Source organism: Natronolimnohabitans innermongolicus JCM 12255 (assembly GCF_000337215.1).
Lineage (GTDB): Archaea > Halobacteriota > Halobacteria > Halobacteriales > Natrialbaceae > Natronolimnohabitans > Natronolimnohabitans innermongolicus.
The window spans coordinates 30,524-43,673 of record NZ_AOHZ01000043.1; the positions used below are offsets into that span (position 1 = coordinate 30,524).

Consider the following 13,150-nt stretch of genomic DNA (forward strand, 5'->3'; position numbering starts at 1 on the left):
CGAGTCGGGACCGGGGACTACGCTTCCCAGGTCTCGATCCGGCCCTCGCGAACGTCTTCTGCACAGCCCTCACAATCGGGATGGCCCGCCTCGAAACAGGCCGGTCGGTACTCGTCGTCGAGTTTCGCCGCCCGCTGTTCGGCGTGGCGCCGGCAGACGATCTGTGCCCGACCCGCCTCGTCCGACGGAAGACTCCGGGCGTTTTTCGCCACCCGGTAGGCGTCGCGGGCCTCCTCGAGCTGGTTGCCCGTCGAGCCGCGAACCTGTTCGTACTGCTCGCCAGCCTCCTGAAGCTTCGAGCGCAGGAACCGCTCGAGCCGACGACGGTCCGGCATTGGGGACCTGTTGGATCGCGTGGCACATAGTCCCGTCGCTGCGTTTCGCTACCGGTGGCGGAACCGACCACGCCGCCGATGGGAACGGCGATCACTTCGCCCGCTCGGACTCGGCCATCGCTCGAACGTCCGTCGCCGGCGAAATCGCCAGGACGTACGTCACGGCCAGTGCCGTGACCGCGACCAGCGGGAGGACGGTGAACGCGATCGCGACGGGCGAGACCGTGAGTTCGCCGACTGCGAGGATCACGACCGTCATACCGACGATCGTCGGAGTGAGAATCGCGCCGAACACGACGGCGATGCCGGCGAGGACGTACCCCCACGGTCGGGCCCGCCAGAGCCAGACGCCCGAAACGAGCAACGACGGGACGACGACGCCAAGATCGATGAAGTGAGTGACCAGCGCCTCCGGGCCCTGTTCGGCGACGAGCGTCGGCGGCGTTCCGGTCAGCGTCGCGGGAACGAGTTCCGCGAGCCAGAGCACCGCGAGACCCACCGCGACGAGGACGAGGAACCCGCCGTAGAGCCGTTCGGAGACCGCGTCGGCCTGCGTCCGTCGAACGGCGCGCGCGTCGACGGTGATCGTCCCCCCGATAAGCGTGAACAGCGAGAGAGCGAACAGCGCGACGTATCCCAGATAGAAGCGGTTAAACCCCGCCTGAATCCCGACGTGTGCCCACGTGTAGGCCATGTAGGCGAGCGCGCCGAGCCAGACGATGCGACCGCGAAACGAGCCGCGGCGCGCGTGCCAGAGGGCCGCAGCCAGTAACGGGACGCCGACAACGAGCATCGTGGCGTCCTGTACGTAGTACTGCGGCAGCAGCGAGTTCGGATAGTGGCCGGGTCGAAACAGACCGAGCAGGGACGCGACGATCGACAGGGCGAGTATCGCGAGCGTCGTCCCGACCTCCCATCGACGGAGATGCATCGAGCGCCTTCCACGACACCGATCCGCAAAGAGATACGGCTTGCACCGTCGCGTTCACTTTCACTCCGGCCCCGGTACTTTAAATACTATCCGGCGCGAAACGAGGTATGCCTCCCAGTGAAACCAAAGAGGAGGCGAGACACTATGAGCGACGTACGACAGCACGCGGACGACATACACGACCAGTTCTCGGACCACATCGACGTGAGCGTCGACGACGTCGAGGAGCGCCTGACCACGCTCGTCGACGAGTACAAGGTACCGATCGACGAGGCGCGCCGCAGCGTCACCAACCACTACTTAGAGGAGGCCGGCCTCGAGCGAGAGGACATCTCGCGGGGCGGCAGCGAGGCGGCCAACGTCGAGGACGTCGACGAGCCGGAGCAGTGGATCGACCTCACCGCGAAGGTCATCGAACTCTGGGACCCCCGGAGCGACTCCGTTGCCCAGGTCGGCCTGCTCGGCGATCCGACGGGCACGATCAAGTTCACCAAGTGGGCCAAATCCGACCTCCCCGCGCTCGAGGAAGGCGGCGTCTACGAACTTCGCAACGTCGTCACCGACGAGTACCAGGGCCGGTACTCGGTGAAGCTCAACTCGACGACGGTGATCGAGGAACTCGACGAAGAGCTCGAAGTCGGCGACGACACCAGCGAGATCGAGGGCGCACTCGTCGACATGCAAAGCGGCAGCGGACTCATCAAGCGCTGTCCGAAGGAGGACTGTACGCGCGTCCTCCAGAACGGCCGCTGTAACGAACACGGCGAGGTCGAAGGCGAGTTCGATCTCCGCATCAAGGCCGTCGTCGACGACGGCATCGACGCCCACGAGGTCATCTTCGACAAGGAAGCCACCGAGAATCTCACCGGCATGAGTCTCGAGGAAGCCAAGGACATGGCGATGGACGCCCTGGACACGACCATCGTCGCCGACGAGATTGCAGCCGACATCGTCGGCACCTACTACCGCATCGAGGGGCCGACGTTCGGCCGCTACGTCCTGGCCGACGACGTCTCCGAACTCGACGGGCCCGCCGACGCCGAACAGCTGCTGATCAAAGCGAGGTCGATGTAACATGTCCCAGGCAGAACTCACCCGCGAAGTCGCACGTCGCGTCTTCGCCTCCGAATTCAACGATTCGACGTACACCTTCAAAGAGAGCGACGACGAGCGCGCGCCAAACTACGCGTTGCTCCCGACCGGCGACCGCGCCAACCGCGTGTTCATCGTCGGCACGCTGACCGAGACCGAAGACGTCGGCGAGGACAGCGAGTACTGGCGCGGCCGCGTCGTCGATCCGACGGGAACCTTCTTCGTCTACGCCGGCCAGTACCAGCCCGAAGCGGCCTCCGTCCTGCGGGACACCGAGCCACCGGCGTACGTCTCCATCGTTGGCAAACCGCGGACCTACGAGACCGACGACGGCACCGTCAACGTCTCCGTCCGTCCCGAGTCGATCGCAGTCGTCGACGACGCCACGCGCGATCGCTGGGTCGTCGAAACCGCCGAGCGCACGCTCGACCGCATCGAGGCCTTCGAGGAGTGGGAAGCAGAACAGGAGGCCCCCGAAAGCGGCTCGACGGCGCCGACCAACGAGTACGCCCAGATGGCCCGCGAGCGCTATGACTCGCCGGTCGTCAACTACCGCAACGACGTCATTCAGGCGCTCGAGAGCTTAGACGACCTCGAGGCCGACGACGCCGAAGCGACGGTCTGATCGCGACCGACGGCGGTCGTCCCGATCTTTTCGATCGTATTCCGGTAACGAGCGGAACGTGCCGGCACAGCGGTTACCCGAGAGAAGACGGAGTATCACGGACGATGAGCGATTCAGACGACGACCGCGCACGACTCGTCGGAACCAACCACGTCGCCCTCGAGGTCGGCGATATCGACGACGCACTCGAGTTCTACGACTCGCTGTTCGCGTTCGATCTCCGGAGTCGCGGCGAGACGAAGGCGTTTATCGATATGGGCGATCAGTTCGTCGCGCTCGCCGAAACCGACGGTGCCGGCGAGACCGACGACGACGCCCGCCACTTCGGGCTCGTCGTCGACGACGCCGACCGGGTCGAACGACGGCTCGAGGAACTCGGGATCGACCGGCTCGACGTTCCGGGGCTCGAGTTCCGGGATCCGTGGGGAAACCGGTTCCAGATCGTCGACTACGAGGAGATCCAGTTTACGAAGGCCGACCACGTCCTCGAGGGGATGGGACTCGACGACCTCGAGAAGACCGACGGCGCGCTCGAGGAACTCGGGGAGAAGGGATTGGGGCCCGACGACGCGTCCTGATCGGGTGGGACTGAACGCCGTCAGTCCCCGCCCTCGAGAGCGGTCTCGAGCATCGACCCGATCGCGTCGAACTCGTCGTCGGTTACCACGTGACCGGTTTCGGGGTAGCATCGATCGTCGACCGCGGCGTCGGCGTCCGAGAAGACGCGGGCCGTTTCGGCTGCGTGTTCGGGGTCGACGTGCGGGTCGTCCTCGCCGTAGCCGATGAGCACCGGCGTCCCGGCGAGGGGTCCGTCGATCGTCGCCGACTCGAGTTCGTCGATCGATCCGGGAAGCGTCGCCGAGAGGATGGCCAGCCCGCCGTAGCGGACGGGATTCCGACGGACGAACTCCGCGGCGACGCAGGCGCCCTGCGAGAAACCGGTGACGACGGTCCGTTCCGGGGGGACGCCGATCGCGTCGGCTCGCTCGAGGGCGGCGCGGACGCAGTCGACGCTCGAGGAGAGCCACGGCTCGTTCGTCGACCGGGGCTCGCTCGCGCGCCGCGGGTACCAGCGACTGCGCTCGGCCTGGGGTGCGAGAACGGCGACGCCGTGGCGGGAGACCGGATTCAGGAGGTTAATGACGCCCTGTGCCGTCGCGCCGCGGCCGTGACAGCAGACGAGTGCGGCCTCCGCGGCGAGTGCGGGGGCGCCGGCGGTGACCAGCGGCTGGTGGGCGTGCGGTCCCGAGACGCCGGTCAATCGTTCGCCTGAGTCCGATCCGGTCATCGATCCTGATCCAGTTCTTCGCTCTCGGTTTCGGTCGGAACGGTCAGTTCCGGAAGCTGGCTCTCGACCAGTTCGCGGTCGCGTTCGAACCAGTCGGGGAGGTACAGCGACTCGCCGGGCCCCCCGTCGGGTCCGCTCGCGGCGACGCCGCTGGTTTCGGTCGCCAACTCGAACAAGACGCCGCCCGGTTCGCGGACGTACAGCGAGTGGAAGAAGTGTCGATCCGTGACTCGAGAGACGTCGTATCCCCGGTCGTCGAAGGGTTCGCGCCACTCGTAGAGGTCGTCCTCGCTCTCGACGCGGACTGCGACGTGGTGGAGCGTTCCGGGTCCCTCACGGCCGAACTCGGCGTCCCGAACGAGGACGTCGACGACCGCCGCCCGATCGCCCCCCGCGCGATATCGGACCCGGTCGTCGCGTTCGGCCGCCCGCTCGAATCCCAGCGTCTCGAGGGTGCCGGCCGTCGAGAAGGGGTTGACCGACAGCGCGGAGACGCCGTGGAGCCCGCGGATCGCGTGGGCGCTCGGAACCGGCCCGTCGATCCACGGCTCGAGCGCCGTCGACGGAGCGCGGTCGTCGGTGATCGCGTCGACGGACGGGTCGGTGACGAGTTCCAGTTGCGTTCCGACGGGGTCCTCGAACCGAAGGACGCGTTCGTCGAAGCGGTTCAAGGGACCGTCGACCGCGATGCCGCGGTCCTCGAGGCGAGTACGCCAGTACTCGAGTGCGTCGTCGGTATCGGGCACGGCGAATCCGACCGAGGCGACCTGCGGGGCGCCGACGCGTCCCGGTTCGGCGTGGGGATCCGGAAACTGGGTCAGGACGGTCCCGGGCGTCCCGCTCGCGTCGCCGAAGTAGAGGTGGTGTTGCAGGAGGTCCTCGAAGTTCACCGTCTGCGCGACGACTCGCAGGCCGAGGACACCCGCGTAGAAATCGATCGCCTCCTGGGCGTCCCCGACGATTCCCGTCACGTGGTGGAGCCCCGGCGTGTCGGTGAGCATATCTCGAGTTCGGGTTCGAGGCGGATATCCCGTCCGGTCGGGAGCGACGTCGCTTCTCGCGGCCGTCTGACGAAGCGTTAAGTAACGTGAACGACGAATGGATGCCAATGGGCAACAAGAACAAGACGATCTCGTTTCGGGTGAACGAGGACGCGTTCGCGGCGCTGCAGGATATCGCCGAGGAGCGCGACATCTCGTTGTCCGCGGTCTTCCGGGACTACGTCGACCAGCTCGTCGAACACGACGGACAGGTCGAGGTCGTCCCTGAGAGCGAACTGGCGACGATGCGAGCCGGCGGCGACGCCAGCGAGGCGAGCGCCGACGCGGAACGGACCTTTCCGCCGAGCGTCGCGGTCCCCAAGAGCTTCATCCGCGAACACGAACGCCTCGAACTCGAGGCCGACCACCTCCGGGAACAGCTCGACGAGTACAAATCCTACGTCAACGAGTTGCAAGACCGACTCGAGGACGAGGAAGACGAGGTGCTGTTGCTCGACGATTTAGACGACGAGGACGAGTCCTACCAGTTGCGATAGCACGGCCAGCGATTCTATCGGGATGCCCGTCCAACGGCGACTAGCGAGCCAGATTCTGCTTCTCGCGACGAATCGCGTCGTAGGCCTCGTCTTCGCCCTCGACGCGCGCTAACCCTTCGGCCGCCTCGAGCGTTCGCACCGCGCTATCCAGAAACGAGAGCACGTCGCCCGGATAGGCGTAAACCATGTAGTCGTCGGTCATCACGTCGACGATAGCGTCCGGGCCCAGCCCCTGGGCGCGCAACTCGAGGAGGTACTGGACGAACTTCCGCTCCGGACAGCCACAGTAGGGGTTGTTGTCGCAGTCGCAGTCGAGGAAGTCCTCCGTGAAATCGAGGACGCGATCCCGGGTCGCGTCGTCGAGTTTCTCGAGGCCCTGTCCCTGAAAGAGCATGTCGAGCGTCGCCCCTTTGAACGCGCCCTTCGGGATGTTCGTCTCGAGCTGGGAGCTCAACTGCCGGTGGTTCTTGACGTAGATTTTGTCGGTGATGGCCACGCGTTGGTGGCGAATAACGGCGCTGGGCCGAAAAGCGTCTCGGTCGCCGACAGCCGCCGTCGTCTCGGCGGTCCGCTCGAGTTTCCGTGCACTGAAATCACGCGGTATACTCTCACACGGGGCGTACTCGAGTCGTAACGTATTTCAGTCCAACCGCTCCTATCACAGGATGTAAGCGCGTGTCCGGGTTGGGGTAGTGGTTATCCTTCAGCCTTGTGGAGGCTGAGACGCGGGTTCGATTCTCGCACCCGGACTATTCTGCGACGAACGGACGTGAGGAGCGAATAGTCACGGGAGAGATCGAACCAGACGAGTCGCGCGCAGCGCCAGCGAGCACGTCTCGGCGTGGTTCGATTCTCGCACCCGTAGTTTTTGACCGTGATACCTCCTCGAGCAGCGCAACTCCGATACAAACAGAATCGCGTGAAACGATCACCGGCGAGTCTCGCACCCGATTCCTCGACTCGCCACCGGGAAATCGCGTCACTCGAGCGTCGCGTAAATCGGCGAACTCCAGGCCATTTCGCCGTCGGTCTGTACAACCCGGACGTAGTAGGCGTGGTCGCCGCTGTCGGTCGCAGAGAGATCGAACTCGAGGGTGACGTCACGCGCGGTCGCCTCGCCCACGCGGCGAATCGCCAGTTGCCGGTCGACGCCGCCCGCGTCGATAATCGTCTCGTCGCCGAGACTACCGAGTGCGACGGTCTCGCTGAGAAACGGAACACTGTAGGTGACTTTCGCATCCTCGGGAGCCTCGAGGGCGAGCCTGACGCCCTGGTAGTTACCCGAGATCGTGCTGTCCCACTCGAGCGTAGTAGCCGTCTGTCCGGTGAGTCCCTGTTCGGGGTGATCGAAACCGAACGCGGTCGCGTCGACGATTCGACCTGCAGACAGCGAGAGGCCGCCGGAGGCGTCCTGTACCTTGTGGCGGTTCTTCGATCGCGCGCCGCTCCAGGTGAATTCCAGCAGGTGCTCGCCGTCGGTCAGGTCGGTTGTATCGACGCGTTCGGAGCCGTCGAAGAGGTTGACGCGTGCGATCGGGGCCGTCCCGTGTACCTCGACGCCGAACGAGAGCGCCGTCGTACCGGCGTCGATCGTCGTCGATTCGCCCATCGAGGCGTCCTCGAGGGCAGTTTCGAGGAGGATCCGTTCGCCCGTCGTGCCGTAGACCCGTCGTTCGGTCATAGCATCCCAGAGTTCGTCGCGGGAGAGATCAGAGAGCGACGCCGCCATCAGTCCGCCCGAGACGTTGAAGTCGGCCGCCTGCAGACTCGCCGTCTCGTCGACTTCGAAGTGGTTCGTCGGGCGAGCCGCACCCAGTCGGCCGGTGTGATCGTCGCTGCTGCAGACGAAGCCAACCCGGTAGCCGCGCTCGATCGCTTCTTGGCCGAACCACTCGAAGACGCCCCAGATCGAGTTGATCTCGACGAGCGTCGTACGGTCGGCGTCGATCGCGTCTCGATCGGGATCGCGCAGTCGAGCGGGGCGGCCGCCCTGGTGCGGAACGATCAGGACGTCGTCGCGGCCCTCGTAGCGGTCGTAGAGGGCTTCGATAGGGTAGGTCCCCTCGTGTTTTCGAAAGCCGTCGCCGTCCTGCCAGCTACCGCTGGCGACGAGCGGTTCGTCGGTGTGGCGGTAGTAGACGTTGTGGTCGCCGCCGGAGACGGTGTTCGCCGACCACTCGTTGGCGAGCAGCGTGACGTGTTCGCCGGGCTCGTGGTAGCGCTCGACCGCGTCCTTGATCTCCCGCCAGTAGAATTCGTCGACCTGGAAATCGTTCGCGCAGTGCGAGGAAAAGTCGAGCAGCGCGTCCTCCCGCGCGAACCGGAAGTACTCGTCGATGCTTCCGGTGCCGACGGTCTTGCCGGACTGACCGTGAATGTCGCCCCAGTAGAGCCGCCGGCGCGCGTCGGGATCGCAGCGGACGGGATTCGACGTCGCTTCCCATCCCCTGTCCGGATCGGTAACGGTGACGCGGAAGATCCCCGGCGAATCGAACGCGACTGGTATACTCGAGACGGACTCGTCGACGTCGACCGGTGACGATACCGTCGCGTCGACGCCGTCACCTCCGTCGTTGTCACCCTCGCGCTCGCCTGCGCCGGTGACCGAAACTTCGAGTCGCCCCTCGTACTCGCTTGCCGTGTTACCGTAGTAATCGACGGCGCGGAGTCCGACGTCTATCGACTCGCCCGGGTCGGCGTCCGAGGGCGCACGCGCCTCGAGTGCGGTCGGATCGCCGGCGACGACCTCGTAGTCGAGGGCCTCGAGCAGGAGGTAGTCTCCGGTCCCTTGCATGTCGACCTGAAAGAGGAAGTTGAACGCGGCTTCGGGAAACGACTGGATTCGGTGGCCCAGACTGCCGCCCGACGTGTCTCCGAACGTAATCGTGATCGTTTCCCCTTCGCCGAGGTAGCCGTCGTAGATATCGACGATCACGTTGTCGTTCCACGGGCGCGGGTTCTGATACCGCCGGTCGAACCGCCCCTCGACGATCGCGTCGCCGTCCGTCGCAACCGAACAGTAGTTCGCCGAGCGGGGGTCCTCGAACTGCGGGCGTCCCCAATCGCTGGTCTGGTTGGTCGACACTTTGAGCTTCGCGCCGTCGTCGAGGCCGAACTGACCGACGGTGTACGTGATCGTCCACGTGCCGTACGTTCCCGCGGTGACCTCGTCGGCCGATATCGTCACGGTTCCGTAGTGGCGGTCGATCTCGGCTCTCTCCGGGTCTCGGTCGCCGAATACGTCCTGAATGTTTCCACTCATACTCGGTAGATTCACCATTCACGGCCGGTGTGCCGCGTTCGTTCGACCGACGAACGCGAAGTTATAGCTTTTCGGCCACATTCGAACCGTTCGGACGCGACGAGAGACCGCTCGTCGAGACCGTCTCGGCACCCATCTCGTGATTCGACAGTCGAACGAGCGCGGATCGACCACCGCACGTCTCCGACAGCCGAGACTCGAGAACAGCGCCCGAACGGTCGACCGACCGCAGACTGAATACGGTCCCGTTCGTGGCTTCGAGTATGGCAGCAGACGACGGCCCCTTCGACTGTGACTCCTGCGAGACCGCGGTCCCCCTCGACGACGCCCGACGAACGGAAACGATGGGCGGACTCGACGCGACGAAGTGGCAGACGCTGTGCTGTCCACACTGTGGCGCGCGGCTGAAAACGGTCTACGTTGGCGACTGATGGCGTCGCTCGCCGCGTTGTGATCACCGTCGCGTCGTTCGATTGCCGCGTCGCCGCAGTCACCGCCCCGCGTCGGTAATCCGCTGAACCTCGTCGTCGTCCAGCGACAACTGCGACGCCGCGACGTTCGACTCGAGGTGGTCCGGATCCGAGGTTCCCGGAATCGGGAGGATCACGTCCGAGCGCTCGAGGAGCCAGGCCAGCGCGACCTGCCGTCGGCTCGCGTCGTGTTCGTCGCCGATTTCGTCTAACAGGTCGCCGTGGGCGTCGACGTCGTCGCCGTTTATCGGCGCCCAGGGGATGAAGCCGATCCCATTTTCGGCACAGGCCTCGAGAACGTCCCGATTTTCCCGGTCGTCGACGTTGTAGCGGTTCTGGACGGTCGCGACGTCGACGTGTTCGCGGGCCGTCTCGAGTTGTTCGACGGAGACGTTACTGACGCCGACCTGATCGACGAGGCCGTCGTCCTGCAGTTCGGCGAACGTCTGGATCGAGTCCTCGAACGGCGTGTCGGGATCGGGGCGGTGGAACTGGTAGAGATCGATGGTCTCGGTCCGAAGGCGGTCGAGCGAGGCCAGCACCTGATTGCGGATGTAATCGGGGTCGCCGTGGGCGAGCCACTCCCCCTCCCGGTTGCGCAGGAGGCCGGCCTTGGTCGCGACCAGCACGTCGTCGCGGTCGCCGAGCGCCTCGCCGATCAGCCGTTCGCTGACGCCGGGCCCGTAGGAGTCAGCCGTATCGACGAAATCGACGCCGAGTTCGACCGCATACTCGAGAACGTCGCGGGCGCGCGATTCGTCGTTCGGGGGACCGATGATCTCCTCGCCACAGAGACGCATCGCGCCGAACCCGAGCCGGTGGACGGTCGTATCGCCGATTTCGAACGTGTCGCTCTCGTTCGTCGGGGTATCGCTGCTCACGACCCACGTAACGGGGAACGCTCGGATAATCGTTGGGCGCTCACCCGCCGACAAGCGGCCCGGCGTCGGCAGTCACCGGCCGTCGGCAACCGCCTCGAGGTCGAGGGGCGTCGAAATCGTCGCTGCTATCGCCGTCCTCGAGACAGTCCGAAACCGTCTCGACGGGCTCGATTCCGCGTCCGACCGCGTCGACGGGACCAGAAAACGGAGAGCGGGGAACGGGGAGCGGGAAGCGGGAAACGAGGGACTGCGGCCGAACGCTTACTGCGAGACGCGCCGGCGAAACGCGTACAGCCCGCCGACCGTCAGCCCGACGGCACCGACGCCCCCGGCGAAACCGGGACCGGGCATCTCCTCGGCCGAATCGCCCCCGTATGGGAGCGCCAACGTGCCGTCATCGGAGTGCAACGAGAGCAGGTACGACCCGTCGTCGTCGGCCTCGTAGAACTCGAGATCCCAGTCGTACCGGCCGTTCTCGAGATCGAGATCGAACTGCGAAAGGTCGATTACGAACTCATCGCCGGCGTTTTCCACCGCGGTCTCGGCCAGTTCGTCGCTCGGCCGGTCCCCGCGTTCGTAAATGGACCACTCGACGGAGAGGTCGTCCGGCGTCCCCGGATCGCGAGCGATTCGGAGCGTCTCGTCGGACTGCTCGAGATCCCACTCGTATCGCGTCGCGACGCGGGTCGGCGGCGACTCGATCAGGGCGGACCCGTTCCCGTCGAGCAGCGCGACGCGGTAGTCGGCGAACGGTTCCCGATCGAAGATATCGAGGTCGCCGACGAACCGACCGTCGACGTAACTGAGACCGCCGGTCCCCTCGGCCGTCACCGACACCGAGACCGACTCGTCCATCGATTCCGTCGGATCGTACCCCGTCTCGAAGGAGATCGAACTGATTTCGTGCGTCGCGGAGTCGTCGTCGGGGACGAACCGCAACTCGTCGTCGCTTCCCGCCCGCGTGATCCGGAATCGGTAGTCTGCATCCCCGCCGAACGGGACGGTACGGTCTCCTGCAAGCCCGTCGGCCGCCGTTAGCCGCGGCCGCAGGGACGAACTGGTGACGTTCGGATCGCGAAACAGCGTCACCTGCCCCAGCGTCGAAATCTCGAGGGCGACCTCGTCGTCGAGTTCGGGGGCGGCCGTCGCCGTAGTCGCCCCCAGAACACCGGTCGCGACGGCGCCCGCAGCGGTGCCGAGAACGGATCGTCTCGTGGACGGCGGCATTCGGTTAACCGAACCAATCTCAATAGTAAATAGCTATTGACTTCTCGACACCATGGCGACGGAAGCGACCGTCTGAAACGTGTCACCGACACCGAAGCGGGTCGATGTCACGGCTTAAGGTGCCCCCGTTCAGTGAGTGCTCCCCGACCGAACCGTATCCACTTCGTTCGCGGAGTCGGTCACGAGAGACGCGTCGCCTTCCGGATGTGAACCGAAGAACAACGTCACCCCGCTTGCGAGCGTTGTTCGGCGTCCAGTCCCGGTGAACCGACCGCCTCACGAAGCGTTCAATTCCGGTTCGGAGCAAGACCTATTCACGTTCCTCCCCAGGTCTTCGCATGGTTCGAAACGCCACTATCGTCGCGGGCGTGGCCGGGGGCGCGCTGGCGGCCACGGGTATCTGGAGCCTCTACCAACGGTACACGACCGAAACCGTCCCCTACACCGTCGTCGCTCACGCCGATGACGTCGAACTTCGACGCTACCCCGAACAGGTCCTCGTCGAGACGTTCGCCCCCTCGAAGAACACGGCGTTCGGTCGGCTGTTCCGGTATCTCAGCGGTGCGAACGACGGCGGTGAGGAACTCTCGATGACCGCCCCAGTCGAGGTGGACGACCCCGGAACGTCGATCGAAATGACTGCACCCGTCGAACTCGAGCGCATCGGGCGGGCGACTCCGATGACTGCACCCGTCGAGCCCGACCGGAGCCGCGGTGCTGACGAGGTCCGGATGGCGTTCTACCTCCCTCCGGAGTACGACGCGGAATCGGCACCACGACCCGCAGCCGACGACGTGAGGATTCTCGAAGTACCCGAGCGAACGCTCGCCGTCAGGCGGTTTACGTGGCGGCCTACGGACGCCCGCATTGCTCGCGAAACCGAGGCGTTGCTGGAGACGCTCGAGACGGCCGGCGTCTCCCTCGCCGGCGAGCCGTTCTTCATGGGGTATGACGCCCCCTGGACGCTGCCGTTCCTCCGACGAAACGAAATCGCGGTAGAAGTCGAAGCAAACACCGGGTCCTGATCGATTACTGGCATTTTTGTCAGTGGAGCTACTGCTCATCGAGAGATGTGTCGGATTCTGATAGCACACTCGCCGTGCTCGGTCGTGATTCCCAGTGGAAACGCCGTCTCTCGGATTGTGAACGACGCCTGAGAACCTGCTCGCTTCGCTCGCAGAACCTCAGTCTCGTTCACGTCCGATCAGAATGCATTCTGACCGCTCACGAAAGTGTTCGCGGTAAGAAGTGCTCCCTCCCGAATTTGAACCACGCGAACCCCTCGCTCAGTGTTCTCTACTTCAGATCCGGTCGTTGACAGTTTTGTGGCCGACAACGCGAACGAGCGACGCGAGTGAGCTGTCAGCCACAGAAACATGGCGTCTCCCGGATTATGAACTACGCCGAGACGCTCCGCTCGCTTCGCTTGCGGCTGCGACTCGTCTAGTTCAAAATCCGCTCGGTTCTCATTTCTGCTGCTCGTGGTGTTGCTCGCAGCAGAA

General features: G+C 65.1%; 14 protein-coding genes and 1 tRNA gene. 7 read left to right on the top strand and 8 right to left on the bottom strand.

The annotated features are described in order from the left end of the window. Window positions 1-17 precede the first annotated feature (17 nt). Both C493_RS09215 and C493_RS09220 read right to left on the bottom strand, forming a co-directional pair. Complete coding sequence (locus C493_RS09215) at window positions 18-335, bottom strand: DUF7091 family protein (RefSeq protein WP_007259158.1); 318 nt, start codon at window positions 333-335, stop codon at window positions 18-20. 91 nt (window positions 336-426) lie between these two features. Then, entirely contained in the window at window positions 427-1,266 is an 840-nt protein-coding gene (locus tag C493_RS09220; protein WP_007259159.1) for a hypothetical protein, read from the bottom strand. A gap of 144 nt (window positions 1,267-1,410) precedes the next feature. Here C493_RS09220 and C493_RS09225 point away from each other — a divergent pair, with 144 nt between their 5' ends. From C493_RS09225 to C493_RS09235, 3 genes are all read left to right on the top strand, one after another. Next, window positions 1,411-2,340 carry a hypothetical protein gene (locus tag C493_RS09225; RefSeq protein ID WP_007259160.1) on the top strand — a complete coding sequence of 310 codons (930 nt, stop codon included), beginning with the start codon at window positions 1,411-1,413 and terminating at the stop codon, window positions 2,338-2,340. Window position 2,341: 1 nt separating this feature from the next. Further along, entirely contained in the window at window positions 2,342-2,983 is a 642-nt protein-coding gene (locus tag C493_RS09230; protein ID WP_007259161.1) for an RPA family protein, read from the top strand. 104 nt (window positions 2,984-3,087) lie between these two features. Next, the gene (locus C493_RS09235) at window positions 3,088-3,561 is read left to right on the top strand and encodes a VOC family protein (RefSeq protein WP_007259162.1); all 474 of its coding nucleotides are present in this window, start codon (window positions 3,088-3,090) and stop codon (window positions 3,559-3,561) included. 20 nt (window positions 3,562-3,581) lie between these two features. On the opposite strand, the gene C493_RS09240 is transcribed toward C493_RS09235, so the two are convergent. Beyond that, window positions 3,582-4,271 (bottom strand): alpha/beta hydrolase, encoded by a 690-nt coding sequence (locus C493_RS09240; RefSeq protein ID WP_007259163.1) that lies wholly within the window; start codon window positions 4,269-4,271, stop codon window positions 3,582-3,584. Next, complete coding sequence (locus C493_RS09245) at window positions 4,268-5,272, bottom strand: VOC family protein (RefSeq protein ID WP_007259164.1); 1,005 nt, start codon at window positions 5,270-5,272, stop codon at window positions 4,268-4,270. Before C493_RS09245 ends, C493_RS09240 begins: the two co-directional genes overlap by 4 nt. 107 nt (window positions 5,273-5,379) lie before the next feature. Between C493_RS09245 and C493_RS09250 the strand changes: the two genes are divergently transcribed. Beyond that, entirely contained in the window at window positions 5,380-5,808 is a 429-nt protein-coding gene (locus C493_RS09250; protein WP_007259165.1) for a ribbon-helix-helix protein, CopG family, read from the top strand. A 40-nt stretch (window positions 5,809-5,848) separates the two neighbouring features. Here C493_RS09250 and C493_RS09255 read toward each other — a convergent pair whose 3' ends face one another. Then, window positions 5,849-6,304: a DUF5814 domain-containing protein gene (locus C493_RS09255; RefSeq protein ID WP_007259166.1), complete on the bottom strand. Its 456-nt coding sequence runs from the start codon at window positions 6,302-6,304 to the stop codon at window positions 5,849-5,851. A 182-nt stretch (window positions 6,305-6,486) separates the two neighbouring features. On the opposite strand from C493_RS09255, the gene C493_RS09260 reads away from it, so the two are divergent. Continuing rightward, window positions 6,487-6,558 (top strand) — tRNA-His (locus C493_RS09260). Between the two features lie 229 nt (window positions 6,559-6,787). On the opposite strand, the gene C493_RS09265 is transcribed toward C493_RS09260, so the two are convergent. After that, window positions 6,788-9,070, bottom strand: a complete 2,283-nt coding sequence (locus C493_RS09265; protein WP_007259167.1) for a DUF3604 domain-containing protein — start codon at window positions 9,068-9,070, stop codon at window positions 6,788-6,790. Between the two features lie 263 nt (window positions 9,071-9,333). On the opposite strand from C493_RS09265, the gene C493_RS23390 reads away from it, so the two are divergent. Continuing rightward, a complete protein-coding gene (locus C493_RS23390; protein ID WP_007259168.1) occupies window positions 9,334-9,501 on the top strand; it encodes a hypothetical protein in 168 nt (55 codons plus the stop codon). 59 nt (window positions 9,502-9,560) lie between these two features. On the opposite strand, the gene C493_RS09270 is transcribed toward C493_RS23390, so the two are convergent. Further along, complete coding sequence (locus tag C493_RS09270; RefSeq protein WP_007259169.1) at window positions 9,561-10,421, bottom strand: aldo/keto reductase; 861 nt, start codon at window positions 10,419-10,421, stop codon at window positions 9,561-9,563. Window positions 10,422-10,682: 261 nt separating this feature from the next. Further along, window positions 10,683-11,648: a hypothetical protein gene (locus C493_RS09275; protein WP_007259170.1), complete on the bottom strand. Its 966-nt coding sequence runs from the start codon at window positions 11,646-11,648 to the stop codon at window positions 10,683-10,685. 338 nt (window positions 11,649-11,986) lie between these two features. Here C493_RS09275 and C493_RS09280 point away from each other — a divergent pair, with 338 nt between their 5' ends. Further along, window positions 11,987-12,673 (top strand): SOUL family heme-binding protein, encoded by a 687-nt coding sequence (locus C493_RS09280; protein ID WP_007259171.1) that lies wholly within the window; start codon window positions 11,987-11,989, stop codon window positions 12,671-12,673. Window positions 12,674-13,150 lie beyond the last annotated feature (477 nt).

Bases quoted from the DNA above. Each gene is read 5' to 3' on its own strand.
- C493_RS09245 (WP_007259164.1), bottom strand. From the start codon at position 5,272: ATGCTCACCGACACGCCGGGGCTCCACCACGTGACGGGAATCGTCGGG.
- C493_RS09235 (WP_007259162.1), top strand. From the start codon at position 3,088: ATGAGCGATTCAGACGACGACCGCGCACGACTCGTCGGAACCAACCAC.
- C493_RS09250 (WP_007259165.1), top strand. From the start codon at position 5,380: ATGGGCAACAAGAACAAGACGATCTCGTTTCGGGTGAACGAGGACGCG.
- C493_RS23390 (WP_007259168.1), top strand. From the start codon at position 9,334: ATGGCAGCAGACGACGGCCCCTTCGACTGTGACTCCTGCGAGACCGCG.
- C493_RS09215 (WP_007259158.1), bottom strand. From the start codon at position 335: ATGCCGGACCGTCGTCGGCTCGAGCGGTTCCTGCGCTCGAAGCTTCAG.
- C493_RS09240 (WP_007259163.1), bottom strand. From the start codon at position 4,271: ATGACCGGATCGGACTCAGGCGAACGATTGACCGGCGTCTCGGGACCG.
- C493_RS09225 (WP_007259160.1), top strand. From the start codon at position 1,411: ATGAGCGACGTACGACAGCACGCGGACGACATACACGACCAGTTCTCG.
- C493_RS09275 (WP_007259170.1), bottom strand. From the start codon at position 11,648: ATGCCGCCGTCCACGAGACGATCCGTTCTCGGCACCGCTGCGGGCGCC.
- C493_RS09230 (WP_007259161.1), top strand. From the start codon at position 2,342: ATGTCCCAGGCAGAACTCACCCGCGAAGTCGCACGTCGCGTCTTCGCC.
- C493_RS09265 (WP_007259167.1), bottom strand. From the start codon at position 9,070: ATGAGTGGAAACATTCAGGACGTATTCGGCGACCGAGACCCGGAGAGA.
- C493_RS09280 (WP_007259171.1), top strand. From the start codon at position 11,987: ATGGTTCGAAACGCCACTATCGTCGCGGGCGTGGCCGGGGGCGCGCTG.
- C493_RS09220 (WP_007259159.1), bottom strand. From the start codon at position 1,266: ATGCATCTCCGTCGATGGGAGGTCGGGACGACGCTCGCGATACTCGCC.